Source organism: Nonomuraea sp. NPDC005983, from assembly GCF_040614375.1.
Lineage (GTDB): Bacteria > Actinomycetota > Actinomycetes > Streptosporangiales > Streptosporangiaceae > Nonomuraea.
Genome location: NZ_JBEXUP010000003.1, coordinates 95,535 through 113,788 on the forward strand (window position 1 = coordinate 95,535; position 18,254 = coordinate 113,788).

General features: G+C 70.7%; 15 protein-coding genes. 13 read left to right on the plus strand and 2 right to left on the minus strand.

The genetic code is table 11. The features are described from left to right. Window positions 1–145 precede the first annotated feature (145 nt). Both ABZ297_RS02880 and ABZ297_RS02885 read left to right on the plus strand, forming a co-directional pair. Window positions 146–1,225, plus strand: a complete 1,080-nt coding sequence (locus tag ABZ297_RS02880) for a glycosyltransferase (RefSeq protein WP_355338363.1) — start codon at window positions 146–148, stop codon at window positions 1,223–1,225. After that, entirely contained in the window at window positions 1,222–2,835 is a 1,614-nt protein-coding gene (locus ABZ297_RS02885) for a glycosyltransferase (RefSeq protein ID WP_355338366.1), read from the plus strand. The genes ABZ297_RS02880 and ABZ297_RS02885 overlap by 4 nt, the downstream gene beginning before the upstream one ends. Window positions 2,836–2,854: 19 nt before the next feature. Here the strand turns inward: ABZ297_RS02885 and ABZ297_RS02890 are convergent, their stop codons facing one another. Then, window positions 2,855–4,339, minus strand: a complete 1,485-nt coding sequence (locus tag ABZ297_RS02890) for a glycosyltransferase (protein ID WP_355338369.1) — start codon at window positions 4,337–4,339, stop codon at window positions 2,855–2,857. A gap of 145 nt (window positions 4,340–4,484) precedes the next feature. On the opposite strand from ABZ297_RS02890, the gene thrC reads away from it, so the two are divergent. From thrC to rho, 3 genes are all read left to right on the plus strand, one after another. Further along, entirely contained in the window at window positions 4,485–5,543 is a 1,059-nt protein-coding gene (gene thrC, locus ABZ297_RS02895) for a threonine synthase (protein WP_355338372.1), read from the plus strand. Between the two features lie 83 nt (window positions 5,544–5,626). After that, complete coding sequence (gene thrB / locus ABZ297_RS02900; RefSeq protein WP_355338374.1) at window positions 5,627–6,532, plus strand: homoserine kinase; 906 nt, start codon at window positions 5,627–5,629, stop codon at window positions 6,530–6,532. A gap of 453 nt (window positions 6,533–6,985) precedes the next feature. Continuing rightward, window positions 6,986–8,992, plus strand: coding sequence for a transcription termination factor Rho (gene rho / locus ABZ297_RS02905; RefSeq protein ID WP_355338377.1), 2,007 nt, complete (start codon window positions 6,986–6,988; stop codon window positions 8,990–8,992). A gap of 180 nt (window positions 8,993–9,172) precedes the next feature. Here rho and ABZ297_RS02910 read toward each other — a convergent pair whose 3' ends face one another. Then, window positions 9,173–10,252, minus strand: a complete 1,080-nt coding sequence (locus tag ABZ297_RS02910; RefSeq protein ID WP_355338380.1) for a hypothetical protein — start codon at window positions 10,250–10,252, stop codon at window positions 9,173–9,175. Window positions 10,253–10,469: 217 nt separating this feature from the next. Between ABZ297_RS02910 and rpmE the strand changes: the two genes are divergently transcribed. The 8 genes from rpmE (at window position 10,470) to ABZ297_RS02950 (ending at window position 18,137) form a co-directional block, all read left to right on the plus strand. Continuing rightward, entirely contained in the window at window positions 10,470–10,688 is a 219-nt protein-coding gene (gene rpmE, locus ABZ297_RS02915) for a 50S ribosomal protein L31 (RefSeq protein WP_355338383.1), read from the plus strand. 89 nt (window positions 10,689–10,777) lie between these two features. Further along, the gene (gene prfA / locus ABZ297_RS02920) at window positions 10,778–11,830 is read left to right on the plus strand and encodes a peptide chain release factor 1 (protein WP_355338386.1); all 1,053 of its coding nucleotides are present in this window, start codon (window positions 10,778–10,780) and stop codon (window positions 11,828–11,830) included. After that, window positions 11,827–12,681: a peptide chain release factor N(5)-glutamine methyltransferase gene (gene prmC, locus ABZ297_RS02925; protein WP_350802819.1), complete on the plus strand. Its 855-nt coding sequence runs from the start codon at window positions 11,827–11,829 to the stop codon at window positions 12,679–12,681. The genes prfA and prmC overlap by 4 nt, the downstream gene beginning before the upstream one ends. Before the next feature lie 9 nt (window positions 12,682–12,690). Next, the gene (locus tag ABZ297_RS02930) at window positions 12,691–13,338 is read left to right on the plus strand and encodes an L-threonylcarbamoyladenylate synthase (protein WP_355338390.1); all 648 of its coding nucleotides are present in this window, start codon (window positions 12,691–12,693) and stop codon (window positions 13,336–13,338) included. An 88-nt stretch (window positions 13,339–13,426) separates the two neighbouring features. Beyond that, complete coding sequence (locus ABZ297_RS02935) at window positions 13,427–15,136, plus strand: hypothetical protein (RefSeq protein WP_355338393.1); 1,710 nt, start codon at window positions 13,427–13,429, stop codon at window positions 15,134–15,136. Next, window positions 15,136–15,513 carry a hypothetical protein gene (locus tag ABZ297_RS02940; RefSeq protein ID WP_355338396.1) on the plus strand — a complete coding sequence of 126 codons (378 nt, stop codon included), beginning with the start codon at window positions 15,136–15,138 and terminating at the stop codon, window positions 15,511–15,513. The genes ABZ297_RS02935 and ABZ297_RS02940 overlap by 1 nt, the downstream gene beginning before the upstream one ends. Window positions 15,514–15,533: 20 nt before the next feature. Beyond that, on the plus strand, window positions 15,534–16,799 hold the full coding sequence (glyA, locus tag ABZ297_RS02945) for a serine hydroxymethyltransferase (protein WP_355338399.1): 1,266 nt from the start codon (window positions 15,534–15,536) through the stop codon (window positions 16,797–16,799). A gap of 57 nt (window positions 16,800–16,856) precedes the next feature. Then, complete coding sequence (locus ABZ297_RS02950; RefSeq protein WP_355338401.1) at window positions 16,857–18,137, plus strand: MraY family glycosyltransferase; 1,281 nt, start codon at window positions 16,857–16,859, stop codon at window positions 18,135–18,137. Window positions 18,138–18,254: the final 117 nt, after the last annotated feature.

Consider the following 18,254-nt stretch of genomic DNA (forward strand, 5'->3'; position numbering starts at 1 on the left):
TAGGTTCCTGGGCGAAAACTGGGAATCTCCCCGGCACTCGACCTGCATCGCCCGCCCCATCGGGGGTGAACTCTTGGTCAGACTTCAGTAAAACCGGCGTAAGGTAGGCGCCTGACTGAGTCCCGCCGGTCAAGGAGCACCACCCATGCCCGTCACCCCTTGCGGCTTCGCCCGCACGCCGGAGAAGGGGCTCGCCCGCCTGCACTGGTCCAGCGAAGGCTGGGCCGTCGACGGCTGTCCGGCCGACGTCGACAGCCTGCGCCCGCTGCGCGGCCTGGAGATCGAGTGGCCCGAGGCCGCGGTGCCGCTCGACGGCCTCATGCGGCTGGCGGCGGCCGGCGTGCCGCTGACCGCCGACCGCGCCCCCGCCTGGCTGCCTGCCGGCCTCGCCGCACTGCTCACCGACCGCGCCTGGCTCGCGCACGCCGCCGACGGCACCGCGCGCTGTCTGGCAGACCTGCGCCGCGAGGAGCACAGCGTACGGCTGCGCCGCCTGGCCCACCCTCCGGCGGCCAACCCGCCCAAGGTCAGCGTGGTGATGGCGTCCAGGCGTCCGCACCTGCTCGGCGGCGCGCTCGCGCAGATCGCCCGCCAGCGCGGCCTGGAGGTCGAGGTGCTGCTCGGCCTGCACGGGCTCTCCTTCGAGCAGGTACGGGAGGCCGTCGAAGGCTGCCCGCTGCCGGTCGCGTGGCTCGAGGCGGCGGCCGAGGTCCCCTTCGGCCAGGTGCTGAACGAGGTGGCGGCCATGGCGAGCGGCGACTTCGTCACCAAGTGGGACGACGACGACTGGTACGGCCCCGACCACCTCGCCGACCTGGTGATGGCGCAGTCGTACTCGGGGGCCGACGTCGTCGGCGCCGCCGCCGAGTTCTTCTATCTGGAGCCCCTGAACGCGACGATCAGGCGCACCACATTCGGCAGCGGCGCCGCCTATCCGAGCGAGGTTTGGAGTGATCATGTCGCGGGCGGCACGATCTTGTTATCCCGAGCGCAATTCCGCGATATTGGTGGATTTCGCGCCCTGACCAGCGCAGTGGACCGCGAATTCCTCAAGGCCGCGCAGGAGGCGGGCGCCCGGATCTACCGCACCCACGGCCTCGGATACGTGCTGCGCCGCATGCTCAGCGGCGAGCACACCTGGCAGCTGCCGCTCTCCCACTTCCTCAAGGTGGCCGCCAACCAGTGGCGGGGCTTCCACCCGAGCCTGCTGATGGAAGCGGCATGAGGGTACGCGGCAACGACTACCGCGTCCTCCAGCCGCCGGAACGGTTCACGCCCGAGCTGCGCGTCAGCGTGATCGTCCCGGCCTACGGAGCCCAGGACAAGCTGAACCTCGTCCTCGCGGCGCTGGCCCGGCAGACCTACCCGGCCGAGCTGACCGAGATCCTCGTGATCGACAACGGCAGCTCGCCCCCGCTCACGCTGCCGCCCGGCTCAGCCGCCCGCCTGCTCGTCTGCGAGCAGCCCGGACGCGCCGCCGCCCGCAACGCCGGGCTGGCCGAGGCGACCGGCGACGTCATCCAGTGGCTCGACTCCGACGTCGTGCTCACCCCCGGCGCGGTCGAGGCGCACATGCGCTGGCACCACGCCGCGCCGTACCTGGTCGTGACCGGCTACATCAGGTTCACCGACGCCCCCGTGCCCGCGAGCCTGCCCGACGACCTGGAGCGCGCCTTCGAGCCCGCCGAGCCGCACGCCTGGATCGTCGACCTGGTCGAGCGCACCAACGGGCTCACCGACAACCCGCAGCGCCCGTTCAGCCTGCACGTCGGCGGCGCCACCTCGGTCAACGCCCGCCTGGTCGAGGCCGCCGGCCCGATGGACGACGAGCTGATCCTCGGCCAGGACACCGAGATGGGCTACCGGCTGGCGCAGGCCGGCGCGGTGTTCGTGCCGGAGCCGCAGGCCCGCGCCTACCACCTCGGGCCCACCATGCGGATGCGCGACAAACAGCGCATCGACCGGGTCAGTCACGCCTTCGTCGCCGACCGCATCCCGGCCTACCGCTGGCTGCGCTCGCACCCGTCCAGGCAGTGGAAGGTCCCGTACGTCGCCGCCGTCCTCGACGGGACGGCCGGCTACGACGTCGTCCGGCCCGCCGTGGACGCCCTGCTGGCGGGCACCGTCCCGGACGTCTCGGTCACCCTGGTCGGCCCGTGGGCCTTGCTGGAGCGCGACCGCCGCGCCCCGCTCAAGGACCCCTCGCTCGAACTGGTACTGGTCCACGGCCACTACCTGCACGAGGGGCGGGTGTGCCTGGCCGAAACCGGCGAGTGCGACCCCGGCGCGCCGTACGTGCTGCGCCTGCCGCCCGGCTGGGCCCCGGGGGAGGACAGCCTGGCCAGGCTCCTCGACCTGGCCCGCGACGAGGGGCTGGGGCTGGTCAACGTGCTGCTGCACGAGTCGGAGCAGGGGGTCGTCGCCGCGCGCCTTGAGCGCGTGTCGGCCTTCGCCCGCGCAGCGCTGGTCGTCCGGCCGGGCGAGTCGCTGGACGACGCCGTCGACGACGTGTCGGGCGTGTCCTGGGTCGAGGGCGAGAGCTACGGCTTCACCCGCGAGCCCGGAGAGCCCGCCGGACGCAGGAGCGCCTACCGGGCCAGGGGCGACGCCCAGGCCGAGGCCGCCCGCCTGGCCAAGGAGGTCGAGCGGCTGCGCGCCCAGGTCACCAAGTGGCGCGAGGAGTCGAAGCGCTGGCGCAAGAGCGCCGTGGAGCTGCGCCGCGAGGTCGGCACGCTACGCCGCAAGCTCAGCGTCGCCAACCGTGCCCAGCCCGGCATGCGCGCCCTTCTCTCGACCACGGTCAAGCGCGCCCTGGGCAAGAAACCACGCACCTGACCGACGGGCCGGGCGCCCGTCAGTTGGCGCGCAGGGCTGAGCGCAGGCGGCGGAGCAGTTTCTTGTCCCCCTCCTCCGGCCCGGCGGCCTCGGGGGCGGGCGTCGCGGGAGCCGGGATGGTGACCGGCTGGGGCGCGGGGGCAGGCGGCCAGTAGCGGGCGGGCTCGACGTGCCGCACGCCGTGCGTGGTCGCGACGATCCCGTCCAGATCGTCGCCGGGATCGGCCAGCAGCAGGGCGCGGGCCAGGGCGGAGGTGCGCTCGAGACGCGCGGTCCTGCCGTCGTCCAGGTCGACCACGAGCACGCCCGTCAGGTCCTTCTGGACCGTCTCGACCATGCGCTCCAGCGTCGCCCTGTGCAGCGGGACGTCCACCGGGCCCCGGTAGCGGAACGGCGTCGGCGCGGGCGTCGGCGCGGCCTCGTCGATCAGCCTGACGCGCTCGTCATGGGAGAACAGGTCGCGCATCAGCCGCAGCTCGAAGTCCGGGTCGCCGAGCGACCAGCGCCGCCCGCCGGCCAGCCGCGACCACGGGCCGACCAGCGTCACCACGACGTCCTGCAGCTTGCCGTCCAGGGCCGCCGCGACCGCCTCCCGCACCACGGACTCGGACGCGTCCGTCACGTCCAGGACGATCTCCACGTACGGCACCAGCCACCGGCGTCCGCGGTCCTTGCGCAGGTCGCGGCGGAGCGGGATGCGGTGCGCCAGGTACGGTTCGACGGCGCGGACCGCGCGCTCCCTGTCGAGGTGCTGCGCGGGCAGGCCCAGGTGCACCGCCTGCGCGTCCAGGTCGGGGATGAACACGACGCCGTGCATGGCCAGGCGGTAGGCGAACTCGGTGTCCTCGCCGCGGACCACTGTCGGGTCCAGGCCGCCCACCGCGTGGAAGACGTCACGGGGAAGGGAGACGGTGGGCCCGGTGCACACGTGGTAGGGGTTGCGGCTCTTGCGCAGGCCGTCCGTCTTGGCGATCGTCGCCTCCGTGGAGCTGGCCACGGCCCGGTCCAGGTCGACGAGGTCCGACAGCTGCCCGGCCCGGAAGACCTGCTCAGGAGTGATCGGGGGCGCCTCGACGAACCTCTTCATGCCGATCGTGACCAGGTAGTCGGTCAGGTGGTGCCAGCGGGCGAGCGCCTCGATGTGCTCGCGGCTCGGCAGCATGTCGGCGTCGAGGCGCTGGATGATCTCGCCGTCGGCGGCCCTCGCGCCGGTGTTGATCGCGTTCGAGATGCCCCAGCCCGTCTCGGGCCTGACGACGCGGGTGTTGACCGGCCTGATCTCCGGCAGGCGGATCGGCGGCTCGCTGCCGTCGTCCACGACCAGGACCTCCATGAGGTGGTCCGGGTACGTCTGCGCGGCCAGCGCCGCCAGCGTCAGGGCCAGGTGCGGCCCGCCGTGCGCGGGAATCACCACGCTCACGGACAGGGCAGGCGACCAGCCGCCGAGCGGCGGTGGCGTCAGTGGAGAAAAGTCGTTCTGCGCCAGAGCAGGACGCGCGTTCATGGTGATGACCCCCCTGCCGAGACTGTATCGGGAGATGCTGAGAATTTCCTGATTTGCTGACTGCCCGCGCGGCCGGACTCGGCTCCGGCCCAGCCTTCGCATCCCGGTAGACTTTGTGCCCAACACCGCAGGTAGGGGAGTCAACATGAGCAGGTCCTGGCGTGGCCTCATCGAGGAGTACCGCGAGCGGCTTCCGGTCACCACGAAGACGCCCGTCATCACGCTCCTCGAAGGCGGCACGCCGCTGGTGCCCGCGCACCGCGTCTCGGCGCTCACCGGGTGCGACGTCTACCTGAAGGTGGAGGGCGCCAACCCGACGGGCAGCTTCAAGGACCGTGGCATGACCATGGCCATCAGCAAGGCCGTCGAGGAGGGGGCCAAGGCGGTCATCTGCGCCTCCACCGGCAACACCTCGGCCTCGGCCGCCGCGTACGCCGTGCGCGCCGGGCTGACCTGCGCCGTCCTCGTGCCGCGCGGCAAGATCGCGATGGGCAAGCTGGCCCAGGCGCTCGTCCACGGAGCCACCCTCCTGCAGGTCGAGGGGTCGTTCGACGACTGCCTGGAGATGACCCGCAAGCTGTCGTCCAGCTACCCGATCGCGCTGGTCAACTCGGTGAACCCGTTCAGGCTCCAGGGGCAGAAGACGGCCGCCTTCGAGATCGTCGACACGCTCGGCGACGCCCCCGACATCCACTGCATCCCCGTGGGCAACGCGGGCAACATCTCGGCCTACTGGATGGGCTACCAGGAGTACGCCGCCGACGGCGTCGCCACCAAGGCGCCGCGCATGTTCGGCTTCCAGGCCAGCGGCGCGGCCCCGATCGTGCAGGGCGCGCCCGTGGCGCACCCGCACACGATCGCGACCGCCATCCGCATCGGCAACCCGGCCTCCTGGCAGCTCGCCACGGCGGCGCGCGACGAGTCGGGCGGCGCGATCCAGGCCGTCACCGACCGCCAGATCGCCGCCGCCTACAAGCTGCTCGCGCAGGAGGAGGGCGTCTTCGTCGAGCTCGCCTCCGCGGCCAGCGTCGCCGGGCTCCTGCAGGCGCACCAGCAGGGCCTCATCGCCCCCGGTCAGCGCGTCGTCTGCACGGTCACGGGCAACGGCCTGAAGGATCCCGACTGGGCCATCGCCGGCGCTCCGGCGCCCGTCACCATCCCCATCGACGTCCACGCCGCGGCCGCGGCGCTGAACCTGGCGTAACGCGCGCGACGCGCAGGCGGGGCCGTGCCGGCGTGCCCCGTCCCGTCGGCGTGCCCACGAGAGACCAACCAGAGGAAGACGACATGAGGACCGTTGAGGTACGGGTGCCGGCGACGTCGGCGAACCTGGGGCCGGGGTTCGACGCGCTCGGGCTGGCGCTGACGCTCTTCGACGAGGTCGAGGCGGCCATCACCGGGGAGCAGGGCGTGCGGGTGAGCGTCGAGGGCGAGGGCGCGGGCGAGGTGGACCTCGGAGAGGGGCACCTGGTCGTCCAGACGATGCGCAAGACGTTCGACCACATGCGCGTTCCGCAGCCCGCCGGGATCCGGCTGCACTGCCGCAACCGCATCCCGCACGCGCGCGGTCTCGGCTCGTCGTCCGCGGCCGTCAGCGCCGGCATCCTCGCCGCGCGTGCGCTGGGCGACGCCGAGATGTCCGACGACGAGGTGTTCGCGCTGGCCACGGAGATAGAGGGGCACCCCGACAACGTCGCGCCCTGCCTGGCCGGTGGGCTGGTCATCGCCTGGTCCGACCACTCCGGCGCACCGCGTAAGGTGAAACTTGAACCCGATCCGCGGATCCGTCCCGTCGTGCTCGTACCGGCGACGCGGCTGTCCACGGAGACGGCGAGGGGGCTGCTGCCGAAGGATGTGCCCCACAAGGACGCCTCCTTCAACGCCGGCAGGGCCGCGCTGCTGATCGCCGCGCTGACCCAGCGGCCGGAGCGGGAGTTGCTGCTCGCCGCCACGGAAGACCGGCTCCACCAGGGCTACCGCGCGCCTGCGATGCGGGGGAGTATGGATCTGGTAGAACGTCTCCGTGCAGTGGGCGTGCCCGCGGTCGTTTCGGGAGCGGGTCCCACAGTTCTTGCGTTTTCGACACCGGATACGCAGGATTTGATCGCGCCAGAAGTGGGTAAAGACTGGCACATCCAGCAAATGGACGTCGACCAGGTTGGTGCGGACGTTCGGTTCCCCGAGACACGCTGATGCCTCTTTAGACCTTCAGGGAATAGCCGTGTGCGCTGGTGATGTTAGGCTGGTAGCCGCACCAGATGCCCCCTTGGTGGGTGCGTGCTTGTCAGCCACACATCGCTGCATCGTGCTTCACGTCGCGAGGCGTGAGCGCGGCTGTCTCCCCGGAATCTGTCGCCTCCGGTTGGCCCACACCCGGTTGGCCCAACGTGAGGCGATGGCGACGGGGGCCTGCGCGTTCGAATCACTCGACATCTGGCTGGCGACAGCAATCTGGGGGGTGTTATCCACGCGCCACCGTCCTGTGGCGGCCTGGACGAGCCCCTCCCCAAGAGTGGCGGCCGTCCCCAGAGGCGGCCGAAGATCGCAACGTGCACCCCGACCCGGTCTGTCCCGCCGGATCGCAAGCACCTCCGGGACGTCCGGCAGAACAAAACCGGCGCCCGACCCCTGGGAAGGACCTTTTAGTTGAGCGACACCACCGAACTCCTCTCCGACGCATCAGGTGCGTCCGGCGACACCCCCACCCGCGCCGCGGCCAAGCCGCGCGCGCGTCGCTCCGGCACCGGCCTGTCCGCCAAGGTGCTGCCCGAGCTGCAGAAAATGGCTGCCGAGCTGGGCATCAGCGGGACCGGGCGGATGCGGAAGAGCCAGCTCATCGCGGCCATCCAGGAGAAGCAGGGTGGCGGTACCGGAGACAGCGCGCCCGCTGCCGCAGCAGAGGCACCGGCCGCCGCTGACCCGGCGCCCGCCGCGGAGCGGCCCACCCGCGCCCGCCGGGAACGTTCCCGGACCCGGGCCGCGGAAGAGCCCGCCCCGGCGCCTGCCGTAGAGGCTCCCGAGCCGGTGGCGAAGGCCGCCGAGCCCGTGGTCGCACAGGCCGAGCCGGTCGTCGAGCAGGCTGCTGACCCGGCGAACGACAGCCGAGGCGAGCGGGGCGAGAGCCGCCGCGAGCGCCGCAGCCGCGGTGAGCGCCGCGACCGTGGCGACCGGCCCGGCAACGACCGCGGCGAGGGCGGCCGTGGCGAGAGCATGCGCGACTCCCGCGATGGGCGCGACTCCCGCGATGGGCGCGACTCCCGTGATGGGCGCGACTCCCGTGATGGCCGCGACTCCCGTGATGGGCGCGACGGCAACCGCGCCGACCAGCGCGAGCGCGCCGCCGACGCGGGCAGCCGAGGCGGCCAGCGCGACGACCAGCGTGGCGGCCAGCGCGACGACCAGCGTGGCGACGACGACGAGCGCGGCGGGCGTGGCCGTAGGGGCCGCTTCAGGGAGCGCAACCGCGGTCGTGGCCGCGACCGCTTCGACAGCAGCGAGCCCGTCATCGGCGACGACGACGTGCTCATCCCGATCGCCGGCATCCTCGACATCCTCGACAACTACGCGTTCGTCCGCACGAGCGGCTACTTGCCTGGCAGCAACGACGTCTACGTCTCGCTCGCCCAGATCCGCCGTAACGGCCTGCGCAAGGGCGACGTCATCACCGGCGCCGTCCGGCAGCCGCGCGATGGCGAGCGGCGCGAGAAGTTCAACGCCCTGGTCCGCCTCGACACCGTCAACGGCATGGACCCGGAGCAGGCCCGCAACAGGCCCGACTTCAACAAGCTGACGCCGCTCTACCCGCAGGAGCGCCTGCGCGTCGAGACCGAGCCGAACGTCCTCACCACGCGGATCATCGACCTCGTCTCGCCGATCGGCAAGGGCCAGCGCGGTCTCATCGTCTCGCCGCCCAAGGCCGGTAAGACGATGGTGCTGCAGTCGATCGCCAACGCGATCACCCACAACAACCCCGAGTGCCACCTGATGGTCGTGCTCGTGGACGAGCGCCCAGAAGAGGTCACCGACATGCAGCGGTCGGTCAAGGGCGAGGTCATCCACTCGACCTTCGACCGTCCGGCCGAAGACCACACCACGGTCGCCGAGCTCGCCATCGAGCGGGCGAAGCGCCTGGTGGAGCTGGGCCACGACGTGGTCGTGCTGCTCGACTCCATCACCCGTCTCGGGCGCGCCTACAACCTCGCGGCTCCCGCGAGCGGCCGCATCCTGTCGGGTGGTGTCGACTCGACCGCGCTGTACCCGCCGAAGCGCTTCTTCGGCGCCGCGCGGAACATCGAGAACGGCGGCTCGCTGACGATCCTCGCCACGGCCCTGGTCGAGACCGGGTCCAAGATGGACGAGGTCATCTTCGAGGAGTTCAAGGGCACCGGCAACATGGAGCTCAAGCTCAACCGCTCCCTGGCCGACAAGCGCATCTTCCCCGCGGTGGACGTCGACGCGTCCAGCACCCGTAAGGAAGAGATCCTCATGGCCAAGGAAGAGCTCCAGATCGTCTGGAAGCTGCGCCGGGTGCTGCACGCGCTCGACATGCAGCAGGCTCTCGAGCTGCTTCTGGAGAAGATGAAGGAGACGAAGTCCAACGCGGAGTTCCTCCTGCAGGTCCAGAAGACCACCGTGAGCAACGACCGCGACTAGGTCCGCTCGTCGTGACCGCGACGCGATGACGTGGCGCTCGTGACATGACAGAGGCGGCCGGGGGAGTCCCCGGCCGCCTCTGTGCGTTGTGTGGCGCTCGTTTCGGTGCCGGCCCCGGGCTGATGCCCGAGGGCCGCTGATACGGCCTGCACCCGGGGTTGGGGATGCGGACCGTACCGGCTACCTGACGTCCACGAACTCCTGCGGCGACAGCGCGCTGCGGGTGGAGCCGGTGCCCGGCGACTTCACGCGGAAGTAGCCGTCCTTCTTGGCCTTGTACGTCTTGGAGTACTTGCCGCTCGAGTTGGCCTTGGCGAAGCCCAGGAACTTGTACGACTTGGCGCCCTTGGCCTTGAAGTACACCTCCAGGGTCTTGTTCTTGTAGGCCTTGGTGCCGCGGTACGCCTTGCCGTAGACCTTGAAGGTCTTGCCCTTCTTCACCTTGGCCGGGGCGTTGATCGTGACCCTGGCCTTGGCCTTCTTGGAGGCGCCGCCCGTCGGGGCCTCGACCGAGAACGAGGCGACGCCCTTGAGCGCCTGCCCGTCGCGGCTGGCGTAGATCTCGACGGTCCACGCGCCGGGGGCGGTGTCGTCGCTGAAGTACGTGGTGCCGCGGTAGTAGCCGTCGTAGTCCTTGGACAGGTCGCCGAGGTCGTAGTACTCGTTGGTCGTGTCGCTGACGAGCTTGGCGGAGACCGTGCTCGCGTCCTTCACGGACGCCTCGACGGTGACCTTGACGTCCTCACCCTTGACCAGCTTGACCGGGTCGGGGGTGACGTTGGCGCCGGAGATGCCCTGCTTGCCGGTGACCCTGACGACGAACGCCGTCGCCTGCGAGCCGCCGTTGCGGGTGACGTTGACCGTCAGCTTCCAGTCGCCGGCGGGGTCGTCCTTGCTGATCGTCCACTTGCCGGTGATGGTCCGGTCGGCGGACGGGGACGGGGTGGCGCTGGGGGTGCCCGGCGAGGTGCTCGGCGTGAAGTCGAAGCTCACCGCGCGGGACGACTTGCCGGGCGGCTCGATGCTGCCCGTGATGCTGCTCCTGACCGAGTCCGGGTCCTTGAGCCTGAGCGTCACGGTCGCCTCGACGTCGCTCTGGAGCGGGACGTAGGCGTTGGCCGAGGCGTCCCCCGTGAAGTCGTCCCCGGCCCTCAGCGCCTGCTGTGAAGCCTGCGCGGCGGTTGCGGAGAGACCTGCGCCCCCCAGGAGAATCGCGGCCCCCGTGGCGGTCGCCAGAAGCAACCGCACCCTTCTCTTCATCTGTTGGTCTGTCCTTCGGGCTCGATCCCATATGTGGGGAAAGTTATGGTTTGTGCGCTGGAGCCTAGTGTGACTGGGGTGACTTCGTCATAAAGATCGTGGGAATGCCTGGTGGCCTGGGACGGTTACAGCATCTGGCACACTGGTAGCTGACCATTGAGCGGTTCCGGTTCCCGCCATGCTGGCGACCCGGCGGCCGCACCCCGAAAGGACAGCCATGAAGGCCGATATCCACCCTGACTACCACGTGACCCAGGTGACCTGCTCCTGCGGTAACACGTTCACCACCCGCAGCACCGCGAAGAACGGCGTCATCCACGCCGACGTGTGCTCGGCCTGCCACCCGTTCTACACGGGCAAGCAGAAGATCCTCGACACCGGCGGCCGGGTGGCGCGCTTCGAGAAGCGCTTCGGCAAGAAGTCCTCGGGCAAGTAGCCCAACCGACGCCGGCCCGGACGCACGCTCGTGCGCCGGGTCGGCGTTGTTGGTGAATCGCCCGGTACCACCCAGAAGAAGGACGCACGGTGAATCTCGACGAGTTGCTCAAGGAGTATTCCGAGCTGGAGACGCAGCTCGCTGACCCCGCCGTGCACGCCGACCAGAACAAGGCCCGCACGCTCGGCAAGCGCTACGCCCAGCTCACCCCGATCGTCGGCACCTACCGCGAGCTCGGCTCGGCCCGCGAGGACCTCACCGCCGCCAGGGAGCTGGCGAGCGAGGACGACGCGTTCGCCGCCGAGGCCGCCGAGATCGAGGAGCGCATCCCCCACCTGGAGGAGCGGCTCAAGCATCTGCTCATCCCGCGCGATCCCAACGATGACAAGGACATCATCATGGAGATCAAGGCGGGCGAGGGCGGAGAGGAGTCCGCGCTCTTCGCGGGCGACCTGCTCCGGATGTACCTGCGCTACGCCGAGCGCATCGGCTGGAAGACCGAGATCATCGACTCCCAGCCCTCCGACCTGGGCGGCTACAAGGACGTCACGGTCGCGATCAAGGCCAAGGGCGACGACGGCGTGTGGTCCAGGCTGAAGTTCGAGGGCGGCGTCCACCGCGTGCAGCGGGTGCCCGTCACCGAGTCGCAGGGCCGCATCCACACCAGCGCCGCCGGAGTGCTCGTCTACCCCGAGGCCGAGGAGGTCGACGTCCAGATCGACCCCAACGACCTGCGCATCGACGTCTACCGCTCCAGCGGCCCCGGCGGCCAGAGCGTCAACACCACCGACTCCGCGGTGCGCATCACGCACCTGCCCACCGGCACCGTGGTCTCCTGCCAGAACGAGAAGAGCCAGCTCCAGAACAAGGACTCCGCGCTGCGCATCCTGCGCGCCCGGCTGCTGGCCATCGCCCAGGAGGAGGCCGACGCCGCGGCGCAGGCGGAGCGCAAGTCCCAGGTGCGCACGGTCGACCGCTCCGAGCGCATCCGCACCTACAACTTCCCGGAAAACCGCATCTCCGACCACCGCGTCGGCTTCAAGGCGTATAACCTCGACCAGGTTCTCGACGGCGAGCTCAGCGCCGTCACCCAGGCCCTCATCGACGCCGAGATGGCGGAGAAGCTCGCACAACACTCATGACATTTCTGCTGGACGAGATCGCTCTCGCCACCGCCCGGCTGGCCGAGGCAGGCGTGCCCTCCCCGCGCACCGACGCGGAGGAGATAGCGGCCTTCGTCCACGGCGTGCGCAGAAGCGAGCTGCACACAATCAAGGACGCCGACTTCGACGCCCTGTTCTGGGAGGGCATCGCCAGGCGCGAGGCCCGCGAGCCGCTCCAGCACATCACCGGGCACGCCTACTTCCGCTACCTGGAGCTCAGGGTCGGGCCGGGCGTGTTCGTGCCGCGTCCCGAGACCGAGGTCATGGCGGGCTGGGCCATCGAGACCCTGCGCGCGATGGACGTCACCGCCCCGCTGGTCGTCGACCTCGGCACCGGCTCCGGCGCGATCGCGCTGTCGATCGCCCAGGAGGTCGCGCTCGCCGAGGTGCACGCCGTCGAGGTCGATCCCGACGCGTACGGCTGGGCCAAGCGCAACATCAGCGAGCACGGTCAGGGCCGCGTCCACCTGCACCCGGAAGACCTCGCCGAAGCCCTGCCGGAGCTGAACGGCAAGGTCGACCTGGTCATCTCCAACCCGCCCTACATCCCGCCCGGCGCGATCCCGCGCGACCCCGAGGTCCGCGACTACGATCCGACACGGGCGCTGTACGGCACCGGCGACGACGGGCTCGGCGAGGTGCGGGCCGTCGAGCGTACGGCCCGCCGCCTGCTGCGTCCCGGTGGCTGGGCCGCCGTCGAGCACGCCGACCAGCAGGGCCGCGACGTCTACCTGACCTTCCCAGAAGACAACGGCTGGCGCGACGTGCGCCTCCGCCAGGACCTCACCAGAAGAGACCGCTTCGTCACCGCCCGACTGGGCCAGGACTAGGAGCACGCCATGGGCAACCGCTATGACTGCACAGACCTGGAGCAGCGTGCCCAGGGCCTGACCGAGGCCGCGGCCGCCGTGCGGCGCGGCGAGCTCGTCGTGCTGCCGACCGACACGGTGTACGGCATCGGCGCCGACGCCTTCACCCACACGGCCGTCGCCGCCCTGCTCGACGCCAAGGGCAGGGGCCGCGACATGCCGCCGCCCGTGCTCGTCGGCACGGTCAGGGCCGCCACCGCGCTCGTCGAGGACCTCGGCCCCTACGGGCAGGACCTCATCGACGCGTTCTGGCCCGGCCCGCTCACGCTGGTGTGCAAGGCCAACCGGGCGCTGTCGTGGGACCTCGGCGACACCAAGGGCACGGTGGCGGTGCGGATGCCGCTCCACCCCGTCGCCCTCGACCTGCTCAAGGAGACCGGCCCGATGGCCGTCTCCAGCGCCAACCGCTCCGGCGCCCCCGCCGCCACCACGGCGGAGGAGGCCGAGGAGCAGCTCGGCGACTCGGTGGCCGTCTACCTAGACGGGGGCAAGACCACCGACGACACGCCGTCCACCATCCTCGACCTCACCACGGCCGTGCCCAGGTTGCTCAGGAGTGGCGCCATCCCCGTGCAGAAGCTGCGCGGCATCATCGGGTACGTCGCCACCGACGAGTGACGTATACCGTCTGCTTATCCCGGCTGCGGCCGCGGGCCTTGCGTGCGTACGGTGAATCCTGGAGCGGCGACAGGTCCGGGGGTGGCGCATGGGCAAGTTCGACGGCATGGATCCCAAGCTGGTTCGCGATCTGCTGGCCGAGGTGAAGCGGGCCACCACGCAGCTGCGCACCACGGAGGGCCGGGTCACGCAGGCCATGAGCACGGCCGGGCTGGCGACGCACGCGACGTACCGTCCCGCGCAGGTGGCCGACACCGCCGAGGAGATGGTCCGCGACGTCAACACCAGGCTGGCGTTGCTGGAGAAGAAGGCCGACCAGCCGAAGGCGGCCGAATCGGGGCCGACGGGTGACGCCAAGGAACGGCACGGCGACGAGCGCGCCAGGTACGAGAACCCCCGAGCCGACACCCCCAAGGCCGAGGACCACCAGCCGAAGGACACCCCCAAGACCGGCGACACGCTCCCGAAGGACACCCCCAAGGCCGACGACTCTCAGCCGAAGGACACCCCGAAGACCGGCGACACGCTCCCGAAGGACACCCCCAAGGCCGACGACTCTCAGCCGAAGGACACCCCGAAGACCGGCGACGACGTCAGGACGGGCGACGACGGGAAGCCCTGCCACGACACCAGGACCGGCGACGGCACGCGGGCCACGGAGGACCCCAGGGCCACCGGCACCCCGAAGACCGGCGACACCCCCACGGGTACCACCCCGATCAACAACCACCCCGACGCGCACAAGCCCCAGGTGGTCGTGGTCGACGGCGTCAAGGTGCTGCAGGTGCCGATCGACCCGCCCACCGCGGCCGAGCTGGACGACCTGCTGAGGAACATCGACCACATCCGTCCCGCCGACATGCCGGCCATGCCCCACGGAGCACACACCGGCACCACCGGCACCACCGGCACCACCGGCACAGAGGCGACGAACCCCTGGGCGAACGACGGCAGCGACGTCGTCTCCGCCAACGCCACCCCGCCGAACGGCGACGCCTACGGCTCCGCGGCCGACCACGCCAGGAACATCCAGCCCATCGACGTCCACCGCAACGACCCGTCAGTCACCCCGCCCACCACCGACACGCCCTCCACCACGGGCAACACGCCGTGCGACGGCGCGAACCAGCCGACCACGCCTCCCACCGACGGCACCAGGCCGACGACACCGCCGACGGACGGCACCGTCCAACCGACTCCGCCCCCCGGCGACGGCACGACAACAACACCCACCACTCCGCCGACCGACGGCACCACCCCTCCCACCGACGGCCGGGTCACACCGGTCACCCCGCCCACGCACGGAACGACCCAGCCCACGACACCTCCCACCGACGGCACGACCACACCAGTCACTCCGCCCACCGACGGAACGGCGACACCCACTACGCCGCGCACCGGCGACGTCATCCCGCCCACCGCGCCGGCCGGTGACGGCACCCCCGCCACACAGGTCCCGCAGACCCCGGGCACGGTCGGCGGCGACGGCACGACGACGCACGTGGCGCGGCCCCCCACCACGGGCGACGGTTCGATCACGCTGGTCGCGCAGCACACCACCGAGGCCGGTGCGGCCTTGGCGGGCGGCGGCGACGTGGTCTCCGTTGACGCCAGGCCGATGGACCTCGACACCCTCAGGGCGGTCGTCGAGCACGCCCGCGAGATCCAGCCCCTCGACCTGCCCTCCGTCGAGGTGCCCGCGGGCGAGTACGGCCACGGTGAGTGGGCGCCGAGGGACGTCGGCCCCGACGGCCCGCCGGGGTCGGTCGACCCGGGCACACCGGAGAGGAGCGCGTGATGTACGTGGACCCGCCCGCCCCCCAGCCCCGCCAACCCGGCGAGAAGCCGCCCGCGTCCTCCTCCGCCAACCCCCTCGACGGCCAGCCGAGGGCCTGGGAGTTCAACCCGGAGTACCAGCGCCTGGTCACGGCGTGGCAGACCGTCCTGCCCCTGCTGGACACGCTCACAACGTCCCTGGACAAGGCCTACCAGCTCGCCAGGAGCCCGCAGACGTGGGACGCCCCCGTGGGCAAGCGCTACGTCGAGGACATCGCCCAGTGGCGTTCCAGGCTCGCCCTGTACCGGCAGGCGGTGCTCACGTCCATCAGCGACGAGGCCGCCGACACTCCTCGCTGGATTCCGAGCTCTGCCGGGGCGCCACACGCGTTCCAGTAGATCGGTCGTACAGTAGGAAAATGGGTGGTGAACCCTACTACGGTCCAGACTTCGGCCTGCTCCAGCGCCAGGACCCGGAGCTGGCTCAGGTGCTGCTCGACGAGCTCGACAGGGTTCGCGGTGGCATCCAGCTCATCGCGAGCGAGAACTTCACCTCGCCCGCCGTCCTTGCCGCGCTCGGATCCACGCTGACCAACAAGTACGCCGAGGGCTATCCCGGCAGGCGCTACTACGGCGGGTGCGAGGTCGTCGACCGCGCGGAGCGGCTGGCGATCGACCGGGCGCGCAGGCTGTTCGGCGCCGAGCACGCCAACGTCCAGCCGCACTCGGGCGCGTCGGCGAACCTGGCCGCCTACGCCGCGCTGCTCCAGCCGGGCGACACGATGCTGGCGATGGCCCTGTCGCACGGCGGCCACCTGACCCACGGCTCCAAGGTCAACTTCTCGGGCAGGTGGTTCGACGTCGTCTCGTACGGCGTCAGGCGCGACACAGAGCTCATCGACTACGACGAGGTCCGGGACCTGGCGCTGCGGCACCAGCCGAAGGTGATCGTCTGTGGCGCCACCGCCTACCCTCGGCTGATCGACTTCTCGGTGTTCCGCGGCATCGCCGACGAGGTGGGCGCCTGGCTGCTCGCCGACGTGGCGCATCCGATCGGGCTGATGGCGGGCGGGGCGATCCCGTCGGCGGTGCCGTACGCGGACGTCGTCACCTTCACCACGCACAAGGTGCTGCGCGGCCCGCGTGGCGGCGGCATCCTGTGCACGGAGGAGTTGGCCGCGCGGATCGACAGGGCGGTGTTCCCGTTCATCCAGGGCGGTCCGCTCATGCACGCGGTGGCGGCGAAGGCGGTGGCGTTCGGGGAGGCGATGCGGCCGGAGTTCGCCGACTACGCCAGGAAAGTGGTGGTCAACGCGCGGGCGCTGTGTGACTCGCTGGCGGCCGAGGGGATGCGGCCGGTGTCAGGGGGCACCGATACCCACCTGGCGCTGATCGACCTGCGCGAGCTGGGAGTGTCGGGCGCGGAGGCCGAGCGGCGCTGCGCGGAGGCGGCGATCACGCTGAACCGCAACGCGATCCCGTATGATCCAGAACCACCGGCCATCACGTCCGGGTTGCGCGTCGGCACGCCGTGCGTCACCACCCAGGGCATGGGGCCTCAGGAGCTCAAAGAGGTAGGCACTCTGGTGGCACAGGCCGTTCGACATCCCGGAACCGCGGCGAGCGTGCGGGAGCGGGTTGCGGCGCTCCTCGCCATCCATCAGCCATATCTCAGCGAATATTAAGCTGGTCTGTGTCGTTTTCCGGTCACAGCTGGCCGGAGCATCCGGGAAACTAGGTCCGTGCGCGAATACCTGTTCATGGCGCTCATCGCGGCAGCGGTGACGTACTTGCTCGTGCCGCTCGTACGCCGCTTCGCCATCCGCATCGGCGCCGTGCCCGAGGTTCGCGACCGTGACGTGCACACCACACCGACACCCAGGCTGGGCGGCCTGGCGATGTACGGCGGGCTGGTCGTGGGGCTGCTGGTCGCCAGTGAGCTGACCAAGACCGGCGAGGCGCTCAGCAAGTCCGAGGGCCAGCCGGTGCTGGCGCTGATCATCGCCGGCGGCCTGATCACGGTGACCGGGTTCCTCGACGACTGGTGGGGGATGGACCCCTTCATCAAGCTGGCGGGTCAGGTCGCCGCCGCCGGGGTGCTGGTCTACTTCGGGCTCCGCCTCACCTACATCCCGCTGCCGAAGGACTGGGGCGGCTCCACCAGCCTCGACTACACGCTGAGCACGATCATCACCATCCTGGTCGTGGTCGTGGCGATCAACGCGGTCAACTTCGTCGACGGGCTCGACGGGCTCGCGGCCGGGATCGTCGGCATCGCGGCCATGGCCACCTGGGCCTACTCGATCTTCCTCAAGGAGAGCATCAGCGGCCTGCGGATCGACACCACGGCCGCCATCGCCGCCATCCTCATCGGCATCTGCCTGGGGTTCCTGCCGCACAACTTCCACCCGGCGAAGATTTTCATGGGCGACACCGGCGCGATGCTGATCGGGCTGGTGCTGGCCTCCTCGATCGTCACCGTCACGCCGCTCGACCCGTCCGTCATCGAGAACATGAACAAGTTCGGGGTGCTGCTGCCGCTGATCATCCCGGCCGCGGTGCTGGTCCTGCCGCTCATCGACCTGATAACCGCCGTCGTCAGGCGCACCTCACAAGGCCTGTCGCCGTTCGCGCCCGACCGCGGTCACCTGCACCACCGGCTGCTCGACATCGGCCACTCCCACCGCCGGACCGTCCTGATCATGTACGCGTGGACGTTCCTGTTCGCGTTCGGCATCGTGGCGATGTCGAAGATCGGTGTGCCGGTCCTGCTCTTCCCCGTGCTGATTCTGCTCGCACTCGGCGTCCTGGTGTTGATGGCCGCGCCGCGGTGGCGGGGCAGGGGCGGCGCGCACGCGTCGGGCCGCGGCGACGACGACGACGGCCCGCCCACCGGGCCGATGCCGCCCATCACGCCTGACACGCAGGTCAGAGGGCCGGCTCGGCGTCCTGACGGGCCGTCGCAGGAACGGGCGAGCGCCGAGGGGAATCCGGTCATTCCTGCCTTCCCGGGTCGATCATGATCGTGAACTAGAAACGGCAGGTAAAAGCGGTCTTCCGTGAGCTTGTGATATCTTTCACGAGCAGGGGCCCCCAATGCGCATGCTCTGGGGGTAGCAAACGCTCGCTTGACAACTCGT

Bases quoted from the DNA above. Each gene is read 5' to 3' on its own strand.
- glyA (WP_355338399.1), top strand. From the start codon at position 15,534: ATGGGTGGTGAACCCTACTACGGTCCAGACTTCGGCCTGCTCCAGCGC.
- ABZ297_RS02935 (WP_355338393.1), top strand. From the start codon at position 13,427: ATGGGCAAGTTCGACGGCATGGATCCCAAGCTGGTTCGCGATCTGCTG.
- ABZ297_RS02885 (WP_355338366.1), top strand. From the start codon at position 1,222: ATGAGGGTACGCGGCAACGACTACCGCGTCCTCCAGCCGCCGGAACGG.
- ABZ297_RS02880 (WP_355338363.1), top strand. From the start codon at position 146: ATGCCCGTCACCCCTTGCGGCTTCGCCCGCACGCCGGAGAAGGGGCTC.
- ABZ297_RS02890 (WP_355338369.1), bottom strand. From the start codon at position 4,339: ATGAACGCGCGTCCTGCTCTGGCGCAGAACGACTTTTCTCCACTGACG.
- thrC (WP_355338372.1), top strand. From the start codon at position 4,485: ATGAGCAGGTCCTGGCGTGGCCTCATCGAGGAGTACCGCGAGCGGCTT.
- prmC (WP_350802819.1), top strand. From the start codon at position 11,827: ATGACATTTCTGCTGGACGAGATCGCTCTCGCCACCGCCCGGCTGGCC.
- ABZ297_RS02940 (WP_355338396.1), top strand. From the start codon at position 15,136: ATGTACGTGGACCCGCCCGCCCCCCAGCCCCGCCAACCCGGCGAGAAG.
- thrB (WP_355338374.1), top strand. From the start codon at position 5,627: ATGAGGACCGTTGAGGTACGGGTGCCGGCGACGTCGGCGAACCTGGGG.
- rpmE (WP_355338383.1), top strand. From the start codon at position 10,470: ATGAAGGCCGATATCCACCCTGACTACCACGTGACCCAGGTGACCTGC.
- ABZ297_RS02930 (WP_355338390.1), top strand. From the start codon at position 12,691: ATGGGCAACCGCTATGACTGCACAGACCTGGAGCAGCGTGCCCAGGGC.
- ABZ297_RS02910 (WP_355338380.1), bottom strand. From the start codon at position 10,252: ATGAAGAGAAGGGTGCGGTTGCTTCTGGCGACCGCCACGGGGGCCGCG.